The 20,473-nt window shown below is 69.7% G+C and carries 21 protein-coding genes; 17 read left to right on the top strand and 4 right to left on the bottom strand.

Annotated features, from left to right (window positions below; all coding sequences use genetic code 11):
• Window positions 1-14: 14 nt before the first annotated feature.
• From TBU01S_RS07145 to TBU01S_RS07130, 4 genes are all read right to left on the bottom strand, one after another.
• Window positions 15-1,130, bottom strand: coding sequence for a DUF1513 domain-containing protein (locus tag TBU01S_RS07145; RefSeq protein WP_068635945.1), 1,116 nt, complete (start codon window positions 1,128-1,130; stop codon window positions 15-17).
• Window positions 1,120-2,157 (bottom strand): imelysin family protein, encoded by a 1,038-nt coding sequence (locus tag TBU01S_RS07140; protein ID WP_068635944.1) that lies wholly within the window; start codon window positions 2,155-2,157, stop codon window positions 1,120-1,122. The genes TBU01S_RS07145 and TBU01S_RS07140 overlap by 11 nt, the downstream gene beginning before the upstream one ends.
• The gene (locus TBU01S_RS07135) at window positions 2,154-3,617 is read right to left on the bottom strand and encodes a di-heme oxidoreductase family protein (protein ID WP_068635943.1); all 1,464 of its coding nucleotides are present in this window, start codon (window positions 3,615-3,617) and stop codon (window positions 2,154-2,156) included. The genes TBU01S_RS07140 and TBU01S_RS07135 overlap by 4 nt, the downstream gene beginning before the upstream one ends.
• Window positions 3,618-3,727: 110 nt before the next feature.
• Entirely contained in the window at window positions 3,728-4,876 is a 1,149-nt protein-coding gene (locus tag TBU01S_RS07130; RefSeq protein ID WP_068635942.1) for an imelysin family protein, read from the bottom strand.
• 185 nt (window positions 4,877-5,061) lie between these two features.
• Between TBU01S_RS07130 and TBU01S_RS07125 the strand changes: the two genes are divergently transcribed.
• The 17 genes from TBU01S_RS07125 (at window position 5,062) to feoB (ending at window position 20,465) form a co-directional block, all read left to right on the top strand.
• Complete coding sequence (locus TBU01S_RS07125; protein WP_068635941.1) at window positions 5,062-5,355, top strand: hypothetical protein; 294 nt, start codon at window positions 5,062-5,064, stop codon at window positions 5,353-5,355.
• 15 nt (window positions 5,356-5,370) lie between these two features.
• Entirely contained in the window at window positions 5,371-5,982 is a 612-nt protein-coding gene (rpsD, locus tag TBU01S_RS07120) for a 30S ribosomal protein S4 (RefSeq protein ID WP_068635940.1), read from the top strand.
• Window positions 5,979-6,284 carry a hypothetical protein gene (locus TBU01S_RS07115; protein WP_174524515.1) on the top strand — a complete coding sequence of 102 codons (306 nt, stop codon included), beginning with the start codon at window positions 5,979-5,981 and terminating at the stop codon, window positions 6,282-6,284. Before rpsD ends, TBU01S_RS07115 begins: the two co-directional genes overlap by 4 nt.
• A 259-nt stretch (window positions 6,285-6,543) precedes the next feature.
• Window positions 6,544-8,622: a TonB-dependent receptor gene (locus TBU01S_RS07110; RefSeq protein WP_068635939.1), complete on the top strand. Its 2,079-nt coding sequence runs from the start codon at window positions 6,544-6,546 to the stop codon at window positions 8,620-8,622.
• Window position 8,623: 1 nt separating this feature from the next.
• Window positions 8,624-9,658 (top strand): ABC transporter substrate-binding protein, encoded by a 1,035-nt coding sequence (locus TBU01S_RS07105; RefSeq protein WP_068635938.1) that lies wholly within the window; start codon window positions 8,624-8,626, stop codon window positions 9,656-9,658.
• Window positions 9,655-10,446, top strand: coding sequence for an ABC transporter permease (locus tag TBU01S_RS07100; protein WP_068635937.1), 792 nt, complete (start codon window positions 9,655-9,657; stop codon window positions 10,444-10,446). The genes TBU01S_RS07105 and TBU01S_RS07100 overlap by 4 nt, the downstream gene beginning before the upstream one ends.
• Entirely contained in the window at window positions 10,443-11,369 is a 927-nt protein-coding gene (locus tag TBU01S_RS07095) for an ABC transporter ATP-binding protein (RefSeq protein WP_068635936.1), read from the top strand. Before TBU01S_RS07100 ends, TBU01S_RS07095 begins: the two co-directional genes overlap by 4 nt.
• Before the next feature lie 8 nt (window positions 11,370-11,377).
• Entirely contained in the window at window positions 11,378-12,673 is a 1,296-nt protein-coding gene (locus tag TBU01S_RS07090; protein WP_068635983.1) for an NnrS family protein, read from the top strand.
• Window positions 12,674-13,100: 427 nt separating this feature from the next.
• A complete protein-coding gene (locus TBU01S_RS07085; protein ID WP_068635935.1) occupies window positions 13,101-13,439 on the top strand; it encodes a cation transporter in 339 nt (112 codons plus the stop codon).
• Window positions 13,426-14,121, top strand: coding sequence for a ferritin-like domain-containing protein (locus TBU01S_RS07080; RefSeq protein ID WP_068635934.1), 696 nt, complete (start codon window positions 13,426-13,428; stop codon window positions 14,119-14,121). Before TBU01S_RS07085 ends, TBU01S_RS07080 begins: the two co-directional genes overlap by 14 nt.
• 1 nt (window position 14,122) lies before the next feature.
• Complete coding sequence (locus TBU01S_RS07075) at window positions 14,123-14,557, top strand: hypothetical protein (protein WP_068635933.1); 435 nt, start codon at window positions 14,123-14,125, stop codon at window positions 14,555-14,557.
• The gene (locus TBU01S_RS07070) at window positions 14,554-14,901 is read left to right on the top strand and encodes a hypothetical protein (protein WP_174524514.1); all 348 of its coding nucleotides are present in this window, start codon (window positions 14,554-14,556) and stop codon (window positions 14,899-14,901) included. Before TBU01S_RS07075 ends, TBU01S_RS07070 begins: the two co-directional genes overlap by 4 nt.
• On the top strand, window positions 14,894-15,397 hold the full coding sequence (locus TBU01S_RS07065) for a hypothetical protein (RefSeq protein ID WP_083953506.1): 504 nt from the start codon (window positions 14,894-14,896) through the stop codon (window positions 15,395-15,397). Before TBU01S_RS07070 ends, TBU01S_RS07065 begins: the two co-directional genes overlap by 8 nt.
• The gene (locus TBU01S_RS07060) at window positions 15,394-17,523 is read left to right on the top strand and encodes a heavy metal translocating P-type ATPase (RefSeq protein ID WP_217999580.1); all 2,130 of its coding nucleotides are present in this window, start codon (window positions 15,394-15,396) and stop codon (window positions 17,521-17,523) included. The genes TBU01S_RS07065 and TBU01S_RS07060 overlap by 4 nt, the downstream gene beginning before the upstream one ends.
• Entirely contained in the window at window positions 17,520-17,774 is a 255-nt protein-coding gene (locus TBU01S_RS07055; protein WP_068635930.1) for a FeoA family protein, read from the top strand. The genes TBU01S_RS07060 and TBU01S_RS07055 overlap by 4 nt, the downstream gene beginning before the upstream one ends.
• 133 nt (window positions 17,775-17,907) lie before the next feature.
• A complete protein-coding gene (locus TBU01S_RS07050; protein ID WP_068635929.1) occupies window positions 17,908-18,135 on the top strand; it encodes a FeoA family protein in 228 nt (75 codons plus the stop codon).
• Window positions 18,135-20,465, top strand: coding sequence for a Fe(2+) transporter permease subunit FeoB (feoB, locus tag TBU01S_RS07045; protein WP_068635928.1), 2,331 nt, complete (start codon window positions 18,135-18,137; stop codon window positions 20,463-20,465). The genes TBU01S_RS07050 and feoB overlap by 1 nt, the downstream gene beginning before the upstream one ends.
• Window positions 20,466-20,473 lie beyond the last annotated feature (8 nt).

Genomic DNA, 20,473 nt, shown 5'->3' with positions numbered 1-20,473 from the left:
AGCGGGGCCGGCTTTCAGGTTCTTGCAGGAGCTGGGGCGGCGTGGTTGTCCAGCGCCACCGGCAACTGCCAGTGACGGGCGCAGCGTGCGCCGGCGGCGTCGAACTGCCACAGGTCGCCTGCGTCGCCGGTGACGAGCAGGCGATCGCCGTGCGTGGTCATCGCGCACACCCGGCGGGTATCGAAAGCCGTGCCGGCTTGGCCCTTGGCATCCCAGGCCGCGGTCACTCCGGCACGCGTGCAGCTCACCGCGAAACCGCCGTCGAGCGCGACGATGTCGCCGGCGTAGTCGCCGCAGCGTCCGATCAGGCCGGCGTCGGCTTCGCCGTAGCGCAGCCGTTCGCCGTCGAGCAGCGCGAACAGCGGCCGGCCGGCCCTGCCTTCGTTCTGCATCGACACCGCGATGTTGCCGTGCGCGTCCTGGGCGATGTGGCGCACGCTCATGAAGGCATCCGGTGGACGGTGGCGGGACAGCAGCCGCCCGTCGGCCGGGTCGAGAAAGGCCAGCGCGGGGTCCATGCTGGCGAGGTTGCGCTTCACCCGGCCGGTTTCCGGCAGGGTCAGGATGCCGCCCACGGCGACGGCCAGGCGGCCGTCGGCGATCCATTCGACGGCATGCGGGCCGATGCCGCCGCAGGGCCAGGCGTCCAGGCGTTCGAGGTTGAGCGCATCGAACACGCCGATGCGGCCGTCGCCGGTGATCAGGTCGGTCTCGGTGGCGTACAGCACGCGGCCGTCCGGGCGGAAGGCGAGGTGGCCTTCGAAGCGCGACTCGTCGTCGGCTTCGAAGCGCGCCAGCTCGGTGCCGGTGGCGACATGCCAGCGCACGAGGAAATCGCCGGGGCGGCGGGCGGCGACCACGGCGCTGCCGTCCGCCGACGGATGCCAGGCGATGTCGTGGCCGCGGGCGGGCAGCGCGAGCGCCGGCGAAGCGGTGCCGAGCAGGCCGGCATGGAATTCGGTCGGGCGCGTCGGCGAATCGCTCCAGCAGGTCAGCAGGCCGGGCGGCGCGCCGGTATCGGCGCGGGCGCAGGCGGCGGCCCGGGCCAGGGCCGGGCGGGCGGCGAGTCCGCCGCAGGACAGCGCGGCGAGGCCGGCGAGCAGGCGGCGGCGCGAGAGCTCAGTCGCCATCGTTGTCTCCGAAGCCGACCCGGACCTCGAGATGTTCCGCGGCATCGTGGGCGAGCAGCCCTTGCAGCACGGCCAGCGCCTCGATGGCGCGGGCGATGGCGGCCCCGCCATCCTCGCCGGGAATGGCCGGCAGCGCCTGCAGGGCATCCCCGGCAAGCGCGATCTGGGCGTCGAAGCGGTCGGCGAGCACCAGCAGGCCGCGGCCGCGCAGCATGGCGGTGAGCCCCGGCAGGCCCTCGCGGCCTTGCAGGCCGAGCCGCAGGCCGTCGAACAGGGCCAGCAGGTGGCTGCGTTCCCCGCCGCTGCGCCAGGCATCGAAGCCGCTGCGCTCGGTCGGCTTGCGTGCGGGTTTCTCCAGATACTTGACCCGCAGCGTGTCGATGCCGCCGATCAGGATGTTCACGCTGTCGCTCATCATCGAGGCTTCGCTTTCCTCGTCGCTTTCGTCCAGGCTCGCGATCCAGTCCTGCCAGGCGGGCAGGGTCGCGTCGAGGTCGCGGGCGGCGTCGGCCGCCAGCCAGCTCGCGTAGCCGCAGGCCGCGGCGTCGGTGGCGAGCGACGCCCGGGCCGGGTCGAACAGCAGGTATTCCAGCGCCGGCAGCCCCTTGGCGGTGACGCCGATGCGCTCGTCCGGCAAGGTGCCCGCGGCGCGGCCGCGCAGCGAGGATTCGATCTGCGGCGGGCGGGTGGGCCAGAAGTCGAGCCGGCGCAGGATGCGGCTTTCCAGCGCCGGGCCGTAAGGCAGCGCGCTCAGGCGCCGCAGTTCGAGCGCGGCCTGGCGCCAGGCGCCGCGTGCGGCGTCGAGCGTGCCATCGTCCGGCTGCTTGCAGACGGCGTCCACGCGCTGCGCGAGCGCGGCCAGGGATCGGGCCAGTTCCGCATAGCCGGGCGCCAGCACCTGTTGGCCGAGCGCAGACATCCAGGCCGACGGGCTGACGAAGGGCGCTGGCGCTGCGGCGGAGGCCGGCGCAGACAGCAGCGCGGCGGCGAGCAGGGATGCGAGGGCAAGGGAAAGGCGCTGCTTCATAGCGACTCCAGGAAACGGATCAGGGCGTCGCGCTCGGCCTGGCTGAAGCCGAGCACCCGCGCCTTGGCGGCCTCGGCTTCGCCGCCGTGCCACAGCACGGCCTCCATCAGGTTGCGGGCGCGGCCGTCGTGGAGGAAGAAGGTGTGGCCGTTGACCGTCCTGACCCGGCCGATGCCCCACAGCGGCGGCGTGCGCCATTCGCGCCCGTCGGCGTCGAAGTCGGGACGGCCGTCGGCCAGCCCTTCGCCCATGTCGTGCAGCAGCAGGTCGGTGTAGGGGTAGATGGTCTGCTTCGACAGTTCCGGGAAGCCGGGCAGATCGCCGGTCACATGCCGGGGCACGTGACAGCTCGAACATTGCGCTTCGTGGAACAGGCGCTTGCCGGCCAGCACTTGCGGGTCGCGGGCGTCGGGGCGCGAGGGCACGGCGAGCGTGGTGGTGTAGAACACCGTGCGTTCGAGCGCGCGGTCGTCGATGTCCACATCCGGTTCGCCGCGCTCGCGCCGCCAGCCGGCTTCACGCTGCTGGCGTTCCAGGCAGTCGGTCTGGGCGGGCATGCACTCCTCGTGCGGGAACAGCGTGCTGGTGATGCCCATGTCGCCATGGAAGGCGCCCGCAGTCTGGTGCCGGACGGTGGCGACGTTGGCTTTCCAGCCGAAGCGGCCGACCATCCAGTCCTGCGTGCCGGCATCCCAGACGCGGTTGAGGCGGCCGGAGATGCCGAGGCCGTCTTCCGCCTGGCGCGCGGCGATCGCGCGCAGGTCGGCCTCGGGGATCGCTTCCAGCAGGCCGAGGCCGATCACCGCCGGGGCGACGCGCGGCGACACCCGGGTCTCCGGGTGCAGCGGCCCGTAGGCGAGTTCGTGCAGCCGGTAGACCGGCTTGCGCAGCGCGTAGGGCGTGCCGTCGGCGAACCGGCCCGGCTGTTCGACGTAGCGGATCTCGACCGCGCCTTCGGCCTTGACGCCGGCCACGGCGGCGTTGTTGAACTGCGTGCCGTAGCTCGGCTCGGGCACCACGCCGTCCTTGCCGGCGGGCTGTGCCGGCGTGGCCGGAATCGACAGGCGGAACAGCAGGCCGACCGGCTGTTCGGTGTTGACGCCGTCCGGCGCCGGCGGCGGCGCGCCCCTGCCGTCGAGGATGTGACAGCCCGCACAGGCGCGGGCGATGAAATGGGGGCCGAGGCCGTCGCGTCCGGTGGTGGAGGCGGGCGCCTCGACCCAGTTCTTCCTGAAGAAGGAATTGCCGATGAAGAACGGCGTCTGGCGGTCGACCGACAGGTTGGCGGCCGGATAGGAAAAGGCGTTGCGGCCTTGGTCGCTGGTCGTGGTGTCGCCGCCCGGCAGGTCCTCGCCGGGTTCGAAATCGGCTGCCGCGGCATCGGCCGCTGCGGCGAAGGCGGGCAGGCTCGCGGCCATCACCACCAGCGCCGCGCGGCGCAGGCTGAGCTTGAGTGGCATCGATCGATTCGTGTCCGCATCGCCGGCGCTGCTGCCCCGGCGATGCGGCTGTGGGTGCTGAAGCGGGCGCCGCCGGCAGCGGGCGCCTTCGTCGGAGCTGGCGAGCCGGTTCACTCGGGCAGCGCGGTGTTCAGGCGCTTGATGCCCAGCACGTCGGCCGCCTGTACCAGGCTCTCGGTCTGACGTTTCAGGCTGGCGACGGTGGCTTCCACGTTCGGCCGTCCCGGGTTGCCGGCCAGGATGGCCTGGTCGAAGGGGGCGGGAATGGCTTCGGCGGCTTCCAGGCTGGCGCTCATGCGCGCATCGACTTCGCTGGCGAGCGCCTTGTCCTTTTCCGCCACCAGCGCATTGAGCGAGGGGCCTTGCAGCAGCGAGCCGTCGGCACGGCGGAATTCGCCGCGCCAGACGTTGCGGATGCCGAGCGCGTTGGTGACGGCGTCGCGGTGGGTGTTGTCGGAGAAGCAGGAGTGCTCGTCTTCCTGGCTCTGCGAGTCGAGTGCGACTTCGATGCGCTCGCCGGCCAGTTCGGCGCGGCTGAGGATGCCGAGCGCCGAGATCACCTTGGTCAGGCTGGCCGGATCGGCGACGAATTCGGCACGGTAGTTCTGCGCGCCCGGCGCCCAGGCCTGGGTGAGGTCTTCGAGGTCCTGCACCAGCAGGTCGGTGACGATCTTCAGATAGGTGCGGCGGCGGTCGGCGTTGGGCGCCTTGCCGTCGACGAAGTCGGTCCAGGCGCGGTCGCCCGGCCCGTCGGCGCGCAGGTCCTGGCCCCACAGCAGGAACTCGATCGCATGCCAGCCGGTGGAGATGTTCTCTTCACCGTCCTTTTCGTTGAGCCCGGCGAGCGTGTCGGCGTCCAGCTTCACGCTGCGGTCGTTGATGATGCCGGCACCCGGGTTGCCTTCCACGCTGTCGACATAGGCTTCGTCCATCGGCCAGGCGTTGATGCGGCCTTCCGGGCCGTCCTCGCCGTCGATCGGGCCGCCGTAGAAGCGGAAGGCCTCGGTCTGGCCGTACCACTCGCGCGCTTCCAGCCAGCGCTTGCGGGCTTCGAGCAGGCCGGCTTCGGACGGTGCGGCGACGAAGGCATCGATGGCCTTCTTCATGGCCTGCGCGGTGGCGGCGGAATCCGCATAGCTGGCGTGGACGAGCTGGCCGTAGTGGTTCAGCACGTCCTGCGGGGTGACGGTCTTCTGCGCGATGGCGGGCAGGGAAAGGGCGGCCGCGGCCAGGCCGGCAACGAGGAGTTTCAGGCGCATGGGTAGTGGTTCCGGCAGAGCTCGAGAAATGAGAACGACTTCCATTATCGTGGCTTTGGCCGGCCATGTAAATTTCACCGTCCCGTTCCGCCGGGCAGCGCATGGAGGAAAGAAACCAGATGTCTTGACAGGATGCCAGAATTGAATGATATTGAGAACGATTCGCAGAATGTCGGAGGTGTCTCATGGCAAGGGATCCAGTCCTCGAGCAGACGCGCCTGCTTGCCGGCGTGCTCGCGCATGTGTCGCGCTATCTCGAGACCGGCTGTCCCCGTGCCGCCCATCAGGCCGGGCTGTTGCTGCGCTGCCTCGATGCCAGCACGATGGATGAGGACCTGATGGCATCGTGCGAACAACTCGGCCAGGCGATATCCCATCCCCGCCATCCGGGCGGTGCGAGCGCCGGCAGCGATGCATGGACTTCGGATCGATCTCGCTCGCGCACTTCCGCCACAACCATTTCATCATTCCAGAACTGATCGAAGGAGATCATCTTGTCCCGTTACACCGGCCCCCGATTGAAAGTGATGCGTGCGCTCGGTACAGAGCTGCCCGGCCTGTCGCGCAAGTCGCTCGGCGAGCGCAACTATCCGCCCGGCCAGCACGGCCAGCGCCCGAAGCGCAAGTCGGGCTACGGCGTGCAGCTGATCGAGAAGCAGAAGCTGCGCTTCAACTACGGCCTGACCGAGAAGCAGATCCAGCGCCTGTTCCGCGAAGCCAAGCGCGACCGCGGCCCGACCGGCGACAAGCTGCTCGAACTGCTCGAGCGCCGCCTGGACAACTTCGTCTTCCGCGCCGGCTTCGCGCCGACCACCGTGGCTGCCCGCCAACTGGTGCGCCACAAGCACGTGCTGCTGAACGGCCGCTCGGTCAACATCCCGTCGATCCGCGTCAAGCCGGGTGACCGCATCCAGCTCACCGAGCGCGGCCGCCGCATCCCGGTCGTGGTCGAGGCGCTCGCCGAGCCGGCGCTGACCCGCCCCGAATGGCTGGCTTTCGACGAAGCCGCCTTCGCCGCCAGCGTGACGCGCACGCCGTCGCCGGACGAAGTGCCGTTCCCGGTCGACGTGCAGCAGGTCGTCGAATACTACGCGGTGCGGATGTGAGCACCCTGGCATCCCGTCGCCGTCGCGGCGCGGCTTCGGCCGCGCCGGACGAGGGGCTGGCCTACCCGAACCAGCCCGAACTGGCACTCGCTGCCGTGCTGCAGCTGCTGTCGCGCTTTCCGGCGCGGCAGTCGCCGGCGGTGGCGAAGGCCATTGCCGATCACCTGGCGGTGATCGGCAGTGATGCCAGGATGGCCGGCTGCGTGCGCGAGTGCGCATCCAGGCTGGTCGATGACTGGCGCGCGTACGCCATGTTGAGCGAGTCCTCGCCCACGCTGGAAGCGGGCTCACAACTGCATTGATCGATCGCCGTCATGGGGCCCATGGCCTGGGAGCAAGATCATGAGCAAGAAGAAATGCTGCAAGAAGGACAAGCCCTGCAAGGGTTGCCCGAAGCTGAAGAAGTAAGATCGAGCGCGTGTGACCGGGCACCGAAGATGCGGATTTGACCGGAATCAAACGGTAGTGATTCCTATTCAGCTATCGTTGCATCAGCCTGATTCCTGTCATCCCGAGCAAGCCAGCCGCCGCCAGCCAGCTCACTGCCCGATGGAGCCGTCCATGAAGTCGCGTCCGCGCAAGCTGTGCCTGGCCATGCTGGGCCTGTTCGCTGTCCCCTTGTCCCTGATCCCGTCCTTTGCCGTGCATGCCGAAACCCTGCTCGGCGAGCAGGTCGTCACCGCCAAGGGCTATGCCGGCGACGCGCTCGAGACGCCGCAGGCGATCGAAGTGCTGCGCCCCGCCGCGAGCGGCGCCAAGGTGCTCGGCGACCTGATGCGTGGCGGACCGGGCCTGGCGGTACAGTCCGATGGCGCCTGGGGGCAGAACCCGGTGCTGCGCGGGCTGAAGCGGGAAAGCGTGGTCGTCATGGTCGACGGCCTGCGGGTCAATTCCGCCCAGCCTCAGGGCGCGATCGCCTCCTTCATGGACCTCGGCCTGCTCGACCGCGTGGAAGTGGTGAAGGGGCCGGGTTCGGTGCTGCATGGCAGCGGGGCGATGGGCGGCGTGGTCAACATGCTGACGCCCGACGCCGCCTTCAGCGCCGACGAACGCATGGGCGGCCGCGCCGGCCTGCGCTTCGGCAGCGTCGACAAGGGCGTCACCGGCGCGCTGCTGGTGCAGCGCTCGAACGCCGACCATGCCCTGGTGCTGGGTGCCGCCGGGCGGGACATCGGCGACTACCGCAGCCCGGACGGCCGCGAGGACCGCACCGGCTATGACTCCAACACCCTGCTGGCCAAATATCGCCACCGCCTCGGCGACGACATCAGCCTGCGGCTGAATCTGCAGCGGCACGAGGACAAGGACGTCTGGTATCCCGGTTCGGCGCGCACGGGAGCGGGCATTCCGCCGCCGCTCGGCGTCGCCACCATCCACTCGCCCGAGCAGCGCCGCGAGCTCTACGAACTGGGTGTCGATGCCAGATTGGGTGAGGGGCAGCTGTCGGCAGAAGTCTATCGCCAGGAAGTGTTCCGCCAGATCCGCGCCCGCGCCGAGCGGCTGGGACGCGACTACGTGCGCAACGACGTCACCTTCACCACCGACGGGCTGCGGGCCAAGTACATGTTCCCGGTCGGCGGCAGCCACCTGCTGACGGTCGGCGCCGAAAGCTGGCGCATGAAGGGCGATCCCGAGCGCTACATGGACAACAACCCGCCTTTCTTCAACAACAACCAGCGCAACGATCCGTTCGCCGACGGTGAGATCGAGGCGACCGGCGTCTTCGTCCAGGACGAATTCGAGCTGGGCCGCAGCCGCATCGTCGCCGGCGCACGCTACGACCGCGTCAAGGGCGACGCCAGACAGAAGGGCTGGGGGCCGGCGGCGCAGACCAGCGGCCTCGACAGCACCGACAACAACCTGTCCTGGTCGCTCGGCGCGATCCATCCGCTGAGCGAAACCCTCAACGTCTATGCCAATCTCGGCCGCGCCTACCGTGCCGCCGACATGCGCGAACGCTTCGAGGATTCGGCGCGCGGCGACGGCTACTACCACGTCGGCAACCCGCAGCTCGACCCGGAAGTGTCGACCAGCGTCGAGCTCGGCCTGAAGAGCGCCGCCAGCGGCGGAATCGAATACCAGCTGGCGGCCTTCTACACCCGCATCGACGACTACATCGCCGGCCGCGTCACCGGGGCGACGCATGCGGGCTCGGGGCTGCCGCTCAAGCGCACCGAGAACCTCGACAAGGTTACCATCTACGGCGTCGAAGGCAGTGCCCGCGCACCGGTCGGCGCCTTCGTCGCCGATGCCGGCTTCACCTGGCTGCGCGGCAAGAACCATCAGGACGGCGAGCCGCTGTACCAGATGCCGGCGCCCGAACTGCGGCTGGGCATCGGCCAGCCGGCCGATCGCGGCTTCTACTGGCATGCTCAGCTGCGTGCGGTGGCGGAGCAGGACCGCATCGCGACGCGCTTCTCCAACGGCACCGAGGATGCCACCTCCGGCTTCGTCACCGCCGACGCCGAGCTGGGCTGGCGCTTCGGCCCGGTCGGCTTCTTCAATGGTGCCACCGCCGCCGTCGGCCTGCACAACCTGGCGGACAAGCGCTACCACGAACACCTGACCGACGGCATTTCCGGCCAGGAACTGGCTGCGCCCGGCCGGGGTTTAACATTGAGTCTTTCCGGGAGTTTCTGACATGCAAGCACCACGCCCCCGTCTGCCCGGCTGGAGCCGGATCCTGCTGCACATCTGCGTGGTGCTCGCATTCCTGGCCGTGACCGGCACCGCCAGCGCGCAAAAGCTGCCCAAGCTGACGCTCGCCGGCCCCTCGGCGGCGGTGTCGAACCCGCTGATCCACATGGTCGACTCCGGCGCCCTGGCCGACCTCGCCGACGTGGTCGAGTTCGTGCCCTGGCGCGACCCCGACCAGTTGCGCGTGATGGCGCTCGACGGCCGCGCCGACGTGCTGGCGATGCCGAGCAACGTCGCCGCCAACCTCTACAACCGTGGTGCCAGGCTGCGCATGCTCAACGTGTCGACCTGGGGCGTGCTGTGGCTGGTGTCGCGCGATCCGGCGCTGAAGTCGCTCGCCGACCTGCGCGGCAAGGAGCTGGCGATGCCTTTCCGCGGCGACATGCCTGACATCGTGTTCCAGCTGCTGGCCGAGCAGCAGGGCCTGGACGTGCGCAAGGACCTGAGCCTGCGCTACGTCGCCAGCCCGATCGATGCGATGCAACTGCTGGTGATGCGCCGCGTAGACCATGCGCTGCTGGCCGAGCCGGCGGTGTCGATGGCCTTGCGCAAGACCGGCTCCTTCCCGCTCAGCATGGTCGCGCCCGAGCTGCACCGCAGCGTCGATCTGCAGCAGGAATGGGGGCGGGTGTTCGAACGCCCGGCCCGCATTCCGCAGGCCGGCATCGCGGTGATGGGCGCTTTGCGCGAGCGCCCGGACGTGATCGCCCGCATCGAAGCCGAATACGCCCGCTCGCTCGCCTGGTGCCGCGCCAACGCCGAGTCCTGTGGCAGGGCGGTGGCCGCTCGCATCGACATGCTGAGCCCGGAAGCGGTGGCCGACTCGATCGCCGTCAGCCAGCTCGAGGCGGTGCCGGTCGCCGAGGCGCGTGCCGAGCTCGAGTTCATGTTCGGCCACTTGCTGCGCAAGAATCCGGCGCTGGTCGGCGGCAAGCTGCCCGACGACGGCTTCTACGGCGGAGCCGCCGCCGCGCAATGAGGCTGCTGCGTGCCTGGGCGGCCGGACTGCCCGCCTACCTGTGGAGCGGCTGGGGCGCGATCGCCAGCTTGCTGCTGCTGTTCGCGGCCTGGGAGGCGGTCAGCCTGATCTACGGCCCGCTGGTGATGCCGGACCCGCGTTCGGCCTTCGGCACGCTGCTGGGCCTGATCGAAAGCGGCGCGGCCTGGCCGGAACTGGCCGCCACCGCGCGCCGGGCGATGAGCGGCTATGCCTTGTCGCTGGTCGCGGGCAGCTTCCTCGGGCTGCTCGCGGGGCTGTCGATGACCGCCTCGATGATGTCGCGCCCGCTCGTCACCGTGCTGATGGGCACGCCGCCGATCGCCTGGCTGGTGCTGGCCATGCTGTGGTTCGGCGCCAGCGACGGCACGCCGGTATTCACCGTCTTCGTCGCCGCCTTTCCGGTGATCTTCATCGGCGCGCTGCAGGGCACGCGCACGCTGGACAACCAGTTGCGCGGCATGGCCGAGGCCTTCCGCCTGCCGCGCCGCATGATGTTCACCGACGTCTATCTGCCGCACGTCGTCTCCTACCTGTTCCCGGCCTGGATCGCCGCGCTCGGCACCTCGTGGAAAGTCGTGGTGATGGCCGAACTGCTGGCGACCCAGGACGGCGTCGGCGCGGCGCTGGCGGCGTCGCGCTCGCACCTGGACACCGCGGCGACGATGGCCTGGATCGCCGCCGTGGTCGGCCTGCTGCTGGCGGTCGAATACCTGGTGCTGGAGCCGATCAAGCGCGAAGTGGAGCGCTGGCGGGAGCAGGGCAGATGAGCGTGTCCTGTCCAACGGATACCCGCCCGCGCGAACTGCGCGTCGATGGCCTGAACCATGCGTTCGGCCGCGACGAGGTGCTGGCCGGCATCGGCTTTCGCCTGCCCGCGGGCGAAGTGGCGGCGCTGGTCGGCCCCTCGGGCTGCGGCAAGACCACCTTGCTGCATCTGGCCGCCGGGTTGCTGACGGTGCAGGAAGGGCAGGTCAGCAACGGCTTCGACACCACCGCCTTCATGTTCCAGCAGCCGCGCCTGCTGCCGTGGCAGACCGCGCTCGACAACATCGCGCTCGGCCTCAAGGCGGCGGGCCTCGCGCGCGCCGAACGCCACCGCCGCGCGCGCGGCATCGGCCTGCGGCTCGGCCTTGCACCGCGCGACCTCGACAAGTTTCCGCACCAGCTCTCCGGCGGCATGCAGAGCCGGGTGGCGCTGGCGCGCGCGCTGGTGCTGGCGCCCGACCTGCTGCTGCTCGACGAGCCGTTCTCGGCACTGGACGTGGGCCTGAAGGAAGAGCTCTACCGCCTGCTGCTGGACCACCAGGCAGCGCGCGCGATGGGCGTGCTGATGATCACCCACGACCTGATGGAGGCGGTGCGGCTGTCGGACGCGATCCTGCTGATGGCGCCGGCACCCGGGCGCATCGTCTGCCGCTTCGAACTGGACGTGCCCGCGGCGCAGCGCGACGACGCATGGGTTTATCGCCACACCGCGGAGCTGCTTCAGAACGCAGTGGTGCGCGATGCTTTCGGTATGCCGCCGCTGATGACGGGGGCAGTGGCGGCCGGCGCTCCGGCGGCGGGTGAGCAGGCCGCAGAAACGCCGGTCACCGGGATGCCGGCCGGCGGCTCTCACGCTTCGGCGCTGCGCCTGGTGGCGACGCCCGATCCGGCGCTGGCGCGCAGCGTCAGCCGCTGCGGAGGATGAAGGACGCGATGACGAGCTTCGACCGGCTGGCGGCGAAACCGCTGTTCCTGTGCAGTTTCCGTTCATTCTTCCTCGCCACCGCGCTGTATGGCGTCGCGCTGCTGCTCGGCTGGCTGGGCTTTCTCGCCACCGGCATCGGCCTGCCCGAGGTGCCGGGCGGCCCGATCGTCTGGCATGCGCACGAACTGATGTTCGGCTTCGGCCTTGCCGCCGTCGCCGGCTTCGTGCTGACTGCGGTGCCCGAGTTCACCGCGACGCCGGCTTTCGGGCGGCGGGTGACGCTCGCCCTGCTGCTGTGCTGGGCGGCGGCGCGTCTGGCGTTCTGGCTGTCCGGCGTGCTGGGCGCAGGGGGGGCCGTGCTCGCTGCCTTGCTCAACAGCGGCTTCATGGCGGCGATCGTCGTGCTGGTGGCGCCGCGCCTGTGGCGCGACCCGGAACGGCGCCACCTGTCCTTCCTGTGGGGGCTGGCGGCGATGTGGCTGGTGGTCGGCGGCTTCCACGCCGACGTGCTGCGCGGGCTGTATCCGATGCGCTGGGTGCTGGCCGGCGCCGGCGTGATGATGGTGCTGATCGTCGTTGCGATGAGCCGGGTGTCGATGCGCATCGTCAACGACGCGCTGGACGCCGAGCGCCTGCGCCGCGCGGCGGCGCAGGGCGATGCGATGGCCGGCGAACGGCCGCGCTTCCCCGGCGAGGACGACGATGAACTGCCCGCCTACCGTGCCCGGCCGCCGCGGCGCAATCTCGCCGTGTTCGGCATCGCCGCCCACACGCTGGCGGAGTTCGCATTGCCGGGTTCGCCGATCGCCGGCTGGATCGCGCTGGCCGCGGCCGCGGCGGTGCTGAACCTGCTCAACGACTGGCACGTCGGCCGCGCGCTGCTGACGCGCTGGGCCTTCATGCTGTACGCGGTGTACTGGATGATGGCGCTCGGCTACGGGTCGATCGGCCTGTCCCTGCTCGGCGTCGCGGTGGCGCCCAGCGCCGGCCTGCACCTGCTGACGGTCGGCGCGATGGGCCTGTCGATCTTCGGCGTGCTGTGCATCGCCGGACGCACCCACTCCGGCTACGAGCTCGATATGCGGCCATGGGTGCCGGTCGCCGCACTGGCGATCGGCACGGCGGCGCTGGCGCGTGCGGCGGCGGGTCTGCCCGGGATGCCGGCGGCCGGGCTGCAGGCGGCGAGCGTGGCCGCCTGGGCGCTGGGCTATGGCCTCGCCGCCGTCTTCCTCGGCGCGGTGTTCCTGCGGCCGCGGCCGGACGCCGGCACGGGCTGCGAGGAACCGATGGAGGAAGGCGCATGAGGCTTTGATCTGCGCCAGAACGCCAGCGGCTGAGGGGCGCGGACTTTCCCGCTCAGCGAGCGGCTGCGGTTCACGATCGAGACTTTCGGCGAGGAGCATGCCGGCCCGGATCGCCAGGCCGGGCTGCGCTACCGGATCGCCGATGGCGTCAAGGTTTCGGGCGCGGTCGGGCGCGGCAATGACCGCAACATCGCCAATGTCGGCGTGGCGTGGGAATTCTGAACGCGGGCCAGCCGTTTTGAGCGGAGTTGACGTGTGTCATTGCTGCCCGCTGCAAGGGGCGTAAAGTGATTTTGCAAATGGATCGGGTTCATGTAGCCAGCCGAGTTCGCCAGCCAACACCCTCCATGTGGATTCATTACGAAAGCGGGGCCTTGGCCCATTGGCGTGGCGATGCCTGCAGTACATGGAAGGGCTGGAGATTGAAATGCCGGAGTTCGAAGAGTTGCGCGTCTTTCTGTGTGATGTGCGTATCGCCCATCACATTCGCGGGCGCATCCGGCTGAAGCTGGAGAGCCGCTCGGTGTCCATCGACGTGCCGCGTGCGCAGGCGCGCGAATTCCAGTCCCTGCTCGACCGCATTCCCGGCGTCGCTTCGGTGCAGGTCAATCTGCTGGCGCGATCCTGCACCGTGCATTACGACCCCGCAGTGATTCCCGAGCGGGCCTGGGTCGATCTGCTGGGCGGCGTCGACTCGGAGGCCGCGGCGATTCTCGAACGCATATTGCACGATGCCTATCTGGAGGCCGGCAATGCAAAACTATGACGAACTGATCCTGCGCACGCAGCGCATCGACCCGGCGGCGCCGTTCCCCGTGGCACACCAGGCGGTCAGGATCGCGCTCTACGACGAATATGCCGCCCGCAGTTTCTATGCGCGCGTGGTCGAGTCCTTCGGCGAGCGGGCGCCGTTCTCCAACGTGTTGCGCTCGGAAGAACAGCATGTGACGGCCTTGCTGGGCTTGTGCGAACGCTTCGGCATTCCGCGTCCGCTCGATCCCTTCCCGCGGGAATCCACCGTCGAGCCGACCTGGCTGGCGAACTGCCAGCGCGCCGTCGCCGGCGAAATCGCCAACGTGCAGATGTATGCCTGGCTGCTGAGCCAGGTCGCCGAGCCGGAAGTGCGCAGGGTGTTCCAGAACCTGCAGGCAGCGGCGCTGCAGCATCATCTGCCCGTCTTCCGCCAGGCCGCGGTCGCGGCGCAGACGCAGGAAAGCTACCACGCCGCGCACGGCATCTCGCCGCAGCAGGCCTATGTGCGCCACGGCCCGCTGTCCGATTTTCTCGAACGTGCCTTCTCGCAGCTCGGGCCTTATGCCGGGCCGCTCGGCATCTTCAGTCCGCTTCTGCGCAATGCGCACCCCGCCATGCTGGCCGGCATGGTGACGGGGGGCGCAGGAGTCTATCTGTGGAAGACCAGGACCGGCCGTCATCGCAAGGAGGACTGACATGTTCCCGCTATTACCTTTCGTCGCCGGCGTGCTGACCGGTGCAGTTGCCCTCCGCCTGATCAGGACCGACAAGACCAAGGCGGGCGTCGAGGCCGGCGTGGAGAAGGCCCGTGCCGGCATGGAAAAGGCACAGGACACGCTGCGTGGCGCCGCAGTGTCCAGCCTGGAAGCGATCGAGAATGCCTCGGCGCGTGCGCGCAAGCGCCTGACCGCCGAAGAAGCGGTAGCAGATGAAGAAGTTGCGGCAGCCGATGCCGGGGCAGCCCCTGCGGTGGCAGCAGCCGATGCTGCATCGGAGCAGGCCGGGAAGCCGGCCCCGGCGCGCAGGAAGCGTGTGCCGCGCGCTGCGGCCAAGCCGAAGAAGGCAAAGGCCACTCCCGCAGCACGCGCTGAAGCCGAGCCCGGCGCAGCCGGGGAGGACGCCGGATCATGAGAAACGCGATCATGCCCTATGGCGTGGTGCCGATTGGCGTGCCGCTTCGCGCCAGCGGGGCGACCTTCGTGCAGGGTTTCGTTGCCGGGGGCTGCCTGTCGGCCTTCCAGGACCGCCCTGCGCAGCTTTCGTCGCCCTCGCCGGCCGAACTGAAGCGGGTGCTGCGCCATGCGCTGCAGGGCGGCACTGCACTGGCTGCCGGCACCCGGGCCGCAGCCGCGGTCCGTCAACGGAATTACACCGGCGCGCTGGCCGCCGCCGCGGTCGGTGCGGCTGGCGTGCTGATCATCGAACGATTGCTGCGCGACGGCGCGCAGGCCGAACAGGAGAAGCAAGATGGCTAAGAAGAACAAGCACTGCCGCGGCAGGAAGGCGATGCAGAACGACGCCTGGCCGGGCCAGTACGGCCAGCCGCCCAATGCGCAGTACGGCCCGAATGGCCAGCATGGTCCTCAGTACGGTCAATATGGCCAGCAGTACGGAGCACCGTCCTGGGGGCAGTACGGCATGGCGAGCGGCCTGCCGGGCGGCATGGAAGCCGGCTTCGCCCAGGGTTTCGCCCAAGGCATGGGCCCGCTGCCCCAGCAGGCGGCTGCCGATGGCGGTTTCCTGCAGAACATGCCGGCCTTCCTGCGTACCGGCAATACCGAGCAGTTCCTGCTCGGCGCGCTGATCGGCGCGGCCGCGGCCTGGGTGCTGAGCGACGAGGAACTGCGCGGCAAGATCGTGAAGTCGGCGATGAAGCTGTATTCCGGCGTGGCCGGCGGCTTCGAGGAGATGAAGGAGCAGATGGCCGACATCCGCGCCGAAGTCGAAGCGGAGCGCCACGGAGACGCATGATGGATGCAGGCTGGATGTCCGCGCTCGAACCGGTCCACGCCACGCGTGGCCGGGCGCGCTGGCGCTACACCTGCCGCAAAGGGGCGCCGCTGGAAGCGCGCGCGATCGTGCGGGCGGTGGAGGCCATCGCCGGCGTCAGCAAGGCGCGGGTCAATCCGGCCGCCCGTTCGCTGGTGGTCGAGTTCGATCCGGCCGCCACTACGGCCGACCGCATCGCGCTCGACATCCTGCGCATGGCGCCGCTGCGGCGCCATGCGCAGGGCGACGAACCCAGCGCCGCGCCGGTGGCGCTGAGCGCGGCCACGCTGCTCGCCACCCGCTCGCTGCAGCCGGGGCTGCAGGCACCGGTGGCGGTGGGCACGGCGATCCCGCTGCTCGGCGAGGCGGTCGACGACTTCCTCGAAAAGGGCGTGACTTCGCACGTGCTCGAAGCGATGGCGGTGGCGATCTCGATCGGGCGCAAGGACTATTTCGCGGCGAACATGACCTCCTTCCTGCTCGCGCTGGGCGAGTACCTGGAAGCCTCGATCGAGCGCCGCTCCGACGAGTTGCTCAAGCATCTGCTGAAGCCGGACGTGGGCGAGGTCTGGGTCGAGCGCGACGGCGTGGAGAAGCAGCTCGACGCCGCCGAAGTGCGGGTGGGCGATACCGTCATCGCCGCCACCGGGCGGGTGATTCCGGTCGATGGCACGGTGCTGGGCGGCGAGGCGATGGTCAACGAGGCGACGATGACCGGCGAAAGCGTGCCGGTCGCGCGCCGCCGCGGCGACACGGTGCTGTCGGGCACGCTGGTCGAGGAAGGCCGCCTGCGCATCTATGCCGAACGGGTCGGAGCCCAGGCCGCGGCGGCGCGGATCGCGGATTTCGTCGAGCATTCGCTGGCGGCCAAGAGCGCCACCCAGCTCGAAGCCTCGCGCATGGCCGACCGCCTGGTGCCGATGGTGCTCGGCCTGGCCGGCGCTACCTGGCTGGTGTCGGGCGACTGGCAGCGGGTGGCGGCGGTGCTGCAGGCCGACTATTCCTGCGCGCTGAAGCTGTCGACGCCGGTCGCCTTCAAGGCCGCGATGTACGAGGCCGGCAAGTCGGGCATGCTGGTCAAGGGCGCGAAGGCGCTCGAACGCTTGGCCGAGGCCGACACTTTCGTCTTCGACAAGACCGGCACGCTGAGCACCGGCAAGCTCGAAGTGACCGACTCGGTCGCCTTCAAGCCGGGCTATTCGCCCGAAGACCTCATCAACCTGGCGGCGTCGGTGGAAGAGCACTACTTCCATCCGCTCGCGCTGGCGGTGGTCGAGGCTTCGCGCCGGCTGGATCATCCGCAGCACTTCGATCACAAGGAGGTCGAGTTCATCGTCGCCCACGGCGTGGCCAGCATCATCGACGGGCGGCGCATCGTCGTCGGCTCGCGCCATTTCGTCGAGGACGACGAAGGCATCGGCACGCAGGCGCATCGCGACACCATCGAGCGCCTGCACTTGGACGGCAAGACCCTGCTCTACATCGGTTTCGGCGGCGAACTGCTCGGCGTCATCGCCTTGCGCGACAGCCTGCGCGCCAACAGCGCCGCCACCGTCCGGCGGCTGCGGCGCTTGGGCGTGAAGCGGGTGCTGATGCTCACCGGCGACCATCCCGAGCGCGCCCGGGCGATGGCCGGCGAACTGGGGCTGGACGAATTCCACGCCGGGCTGATGCCCGAGGACAAGGCCCGCATCCTGCAGGAGCTGGCAGCCCGGGGCGCGCGCATCGCCTTCGTCGGCGACGGCGTCAACGATGCGCCGGCGCTGAGCGGTGCGCACGTCGGCATCTCGATGCACAACGGCGCCGACGTCGCCCGCCTGGCGTCCGACGTCGCGCTGCTCGAGGACGACATCGCGCGGGTGGCGGACGCGAAGGCGCTGTCGATCGCCACCCAAAGGCTGATCGACAGCAATTTCAAGCTCACCGTCGGCCTCAACACGTCGATCCTGTCGGCCGCCGCTTTCGGCTGGCTGACGCCGGTGGCGGCCTCGGCGCTGCACAACGGCAGCACCATCGCCATCCTGCTGCGCGCATTGGCCGGTGCCGGCCTGCCGCGCGGCCGCCGCACGGGCAAGGCACTGCCGCGCGAAAGAAAGGTGCCGGCATGAATGGCCCCGACCGTTCCCGCGCCTTTCCGCTGGCGATGGCGAGCGAAGGCGAGCCCGTCCGGGTGGTCGGCATCCTGGGCGGTTCGTCGATGGCGCTGCGCGTGGCCGAGCTGGGCCTGAACGTCGGCAGCGAGCTGGTCGTGCGCCAGCGCCAGGGCAGCGGGCTGGTCGTCGGCCGCGGCGAGACGCGCTTCGCGCTCGGCGGCGGCATGGCACACAAGATTCTGGTGGCGCGGATCGAGGACCGATAGCGGTCCGGAGCCGACGTGATGACGAAATAAGTCGAGGGCAGTGCCCGGCGCCGTGAGGCCAGGCAAGGTATTCGTCGTTTTGAATGCAAATCAGTATGAAGCGCGCTGCGCAGATTCGATTGGAGTGAATCAGATGATGCTCAAACAACTCGCGGTGGGCGACCGCGCCAAGGTGTCCGGTTTTGCCGAGGCGGGCAGCCCCTATCGCCGCAAGCTGCTGTCGATGGGCCTGACGCCGGGGGCGGAGCTGCAGGTGGTGCGGGTCGCGCCGATGGGCGATCCGGTCGAGATCCGGGTGCGCGGCTTCGCCCTGACCCTGCGCAAGGGCGAGGCGGACGCGTTGATGGTGGAGAGGCTGTGATGAAAAACGAACATGTCATCGCCCTGGTGGGCAATCCGAACTGCGGCAAGACCACGCTGTTCAACGCGCTGACCGGCTCGCGCCAGCGTGTCGGCAACTGGCCCGGCGTGACGGTCGAGAAGAAAAGCGGCGAATACCGCCACGACGGCCTGCACTTCGAGGTCGTCGATCTGCCCGGCACCTATTCGCTGGACGTCGTCGACCGCGAAGTCTCGCTCGACGAGAGCGTGGCGCGCGACTACGTCCATGGCGGCGAGGCGGAACTGGTCATCAACATCGTCGATGCGTCCAACCTCGAGCGCAACCTCTACCTGAGCACCCAGCTCGCCGAAATGCGGGTGCCGTTGCTGGTGGTGCTCAACATGGTCGATGTCGCTCGCGACAAGGGGCTGCGCATCGATGCCGAAGCGCTGTCGCGCCGCCTGGGCTGCCCGGTGGTGCCGGTGGTCGCTTCCGAAGGCGAGGGCGTGGATGCGCTGAAGACGGCGATCCGCAATGCGGTGAAGGCCCGCCGGCCGGCGAGCGCGAAAGTGGACTATCAACCCGAACTGGAGCAGGCCATCGCCGCGCTGGCGCCGAAACTCGAAGCGGCGGCACAGGCCGCGGGCACCTCGCCGCGCTGGCTGGCGGTACGGCTGCTCGAAGGCGACGATCTGGCGCGCACGGCGGCGGGCAAGGAGCTGGCTGCCGAAGCCGGGCGGCTGGGCGGCGACCTGGGCGAAGACCTCGACATCATGGTGGCGGATGCGCGCTACGGCCTCGCCAACCGGATCGCCGGCGAAACGCTGACGGTCAGCGGCCGGGTCGGTCGCGACCTCACCGACCGTATCGACCGCATCGTGCTGAACCGCGCGCTCGGCGTGCCGATCTTCCTGCTGATGATGTACCTGATGTTCCTGTTCACGATCAACATCGGCGGTGCCTTCATCGACTTCTTCGACCAGTTCACCGGCGCGCTGCTGGTCGACGGCCTGTCCGAGCTGCTGGACGGCCTCGGCGTGCCGCAGTGGCTGACCGTGCTGCTGGCGCAGGGCATCGGCGGCGGCATCCAGGTCGTCGCCACCTTCATCCCGATCATCGGCTTCCTGTTCCTGTTCCTGTCGGTGCTGGAGGATTCCGGCTACATGGCGCGCGCGGCCTTCGTCATGGACCGCTTCATGCGCTGGGTCGGGCTGCCGGGCAAATCCTTCGTGCCGCTGATCGTCGGTTTCGGCTGCAACGTGCCGGCGATCATGGCGACGCGCACGCTGGAGCACCGCCGCGACCGGCTGATGACGATCGCGATGGCGCCCTTCATGTCCTGCGGCGCGCGCCTGCCGGTGTATGTGCTGTTCGCCGCCGCCTTCTTCCCTCAGGGTGCGCAGAACGTGGTGTTCGGGCTGTACATCGTCGGCATCGCGGTGGCGGTGCTGACCGGGCTGGTGCTGCGCCACACGCTGCTGAAGGGCGAACCGACGCCTTTCATCATGGAACTGCCGCCCTACCACCTGCCGACCGTCCGCGGCGTGCTGATCCATGCCTGGGAGCGGCTGATGGGCTTCGTCGTGCGCGCCGGGCGGGTGATCGTGCCGATGGTGCTGGTGCTGAACGTGCTCAACGCGGTCGGCACCGACGGCAGCTACGGCAACGAGGACAGCGATGCCTCGGTGCTGGCCGCGGTCGGGCGCAACATCACGCCGGCGTTCGCGCCGATGGGCCTGACCGAGGAGAACTGGCCGGCCGCGGTCGGCATCTTCACCGGCGTGCTGGCCAAGGAAGCGGTGGTGGGCACGCTGGACGCGGCCTACTCGGCGCTTGCCGCCAAGGATGCCGGCGAAGATGCGGACGAGGAGGAGCCTTTCGACCTGGGCGCCAGCATCGCCGCGGCTTTCGCCACCATTCCCGAGAACCTGGCCGATGCGCTGGGTTCCTGGGCCGACCCGATGGGGCTGGATGTCGGCGACCTCAGCGACGAGGCTGCGGTGGCCGAGGCGGTGGACCAGGACGTGTCGGCCGGCACCTTCGGCGCGATGGCGGCCCGCTTCGACGGCGCCGCCGGGGCCTTCGCCTACCTGCTGTTCATCCTGCTGTACTTCCCCTGCACGGCGGCGATCGCGGCGATCTACCAGGAATCGGGCGCGCGCTGGACGGTGTTCGTCGCGGCCTGGACGACGGGCCTGGGCTACGGCCTGGCAACGATCTATTACCAGGCGGCGACCTGGGCGCAGCACCCGGGCGCCTCGCTGGCGTGGATCGGCGGCATCGCCGCCTGCTTCGCGCTCGCCTTGTGGTCGCTGCGGCGCTACGGTGCGCGCGAGGACGGCGGCCTACCGCTGCCGCAACAGGTTTGAGGAGGCCG

This window comes from Thauera butanivorans NBRC 103042 (genome assembly GCF_001591165.1).
Taxonomy (GTDB): domain Bacteria; phylum Pseudomonadota; class Gammaproteobacteria; order Burkholderiales; family Rhodocyclaceae; genus Thauera; species Thauera butanivorans.
The sequence above is the reverse complement of the archived record's forward strand: the minus strand, read 5'-3'. Positions and strand labels throughout refer to the sequence as shown.

Bases quoted from the DNA above. Each gene is read 5' to 3' on its own strand.
- TBU01S_RS07145 (WP_068635945.1), bottom strand. From the start codon at position 1,130: ATGGCGACTGAGCTCTCGCGCCGCCGCCTGCTCGCCGGCCTCGCCGCG.
- TBU01S_RS07140 (WP_068635944.1), bottom strand. From the start codon at position 2,157: ATGAAGCAGCGCCTTTCCCTTGCCCTCGCATCCCTGCTCGCCGCCGCG.
- TBU01S_RS07135 (WP_068635943.1), bottom strand. From the start codon at position 3,617: ATGCCACTCAAGCTCAGCCTGCGCCGCGCGGCGCTGGTGGTGATGGCC.
- TBU01S_RS07130 (WP_068635942.1), bottom strand. From the start codon at position 4,876: ATGCGCCTGAAACTCCTCGTTGCCGGCCTGGCCGCGGCCGCCCTTTCC.
- TBU01S_RS07125 (WP_068635941.1), top strand. From the start codon at position 5,062: ATGGCAAGGGATCCAGTCCTCGAGCAGACGCGCCTGCTTGCCGGCGTG.
- TBU01S_RS07110 (WP_068635939.1), top strand. From the start codon at position 6,544: ATGAAGTCGCGTCCGCGCAAGCTGTGCCTGGCCATGCTGGGCCTGTTC.
- TBU01S_RS07105 (WP_068635938.1), top strand. From the start codon at position 8,624: ATGCAAGCACCACGCCCCCGTCTGCCCGGCTGGAGCCGGATCCTGCTG.
- TBU01S_RS07100 (WP_068635937.1), top strand. From the start codon at position 9,655: ATGAGGCTGCTGCGTGCCTGGGCGGCCGGACTGCCCGCCTACCTGTGG.
- TBU01S_RS07095 (WP_068635936.1), top strand. From the start codon at position 10,443: ATGAGCGTGTCCTGTCCAACGGATACCCGCCCGCGCGAACTGCGCGTC.
- TBU01S_RS07090 (WP_068635983.1), top strand. From the start codon at position 11,378: ATGACGAGCTTCGACCGGCTGGCGGCGAAACCGCTGTTCCTGTGCAGT.
- TBU01S_RS07085 (WP_068635935.1), top strand. From the start codon at position 13,101: ATGCCGGAGTTCGAAGAGTTGCGCGTCTTTCTGTGTGATGTGCGTATC.
- TBU01S_RS07080 (WP_068635934.1), top strand. From the start codon at position 13,426: ATGCAAAACTATGACGAACTGATCCTGCGCACGCAGCGCATCGACCCG.
- TBU01S_RS07075 (WP_068635933.1), top strand. From the start codon at position 14,123: ATGTTCCCGCTATTACCTTTCGTCGCCGGCGTGCTGACCGGTGCAGTT.
- TBU01S_RS07070 (WP_174524514.1), top strand. From the start codon at position 14,554: ATGAGAAACGCGATCATGCCCTATGGCGTGGTGCCGATTGGCGTGCCG.
- TBU01S_RS07065 (WP_083953506.1), top strand. From the start codon at position 14,894: ATGGCTAAGAAGAACAAGCACTGCCGCGGCAGGAAGGCGATGCAGAAC.
- TBU01S_RS07060 (WP_217999580.1), top strand. From the start codon at position 15,394: ATGATGGATGCAGGCTGGATGTCCGCGCTCGAACCGGTCCACGCCACG.
- TBU01S_RS07055 (WP_068635930.1), top strand. From the start codon at position 17,520: ATGAATGGCCCCGACCGTTCCCGCGCCTTTCCGCTGGCGATGGCGAGC.
- TBU01S_RS07050 (WP_068635929.1), top strand. From the start codon at position 17,908: ATGATGCTCAAACAACTCGCGGTGGGCGACCGCGCCAAGGTGTCCGGT.
- feoB (WP_068635928.1), top strand. From the start codon at position 18,135: ATGAAAAACGAACATGTCATCGCCCTGGTGGGCAATCCGAACTGCGGC.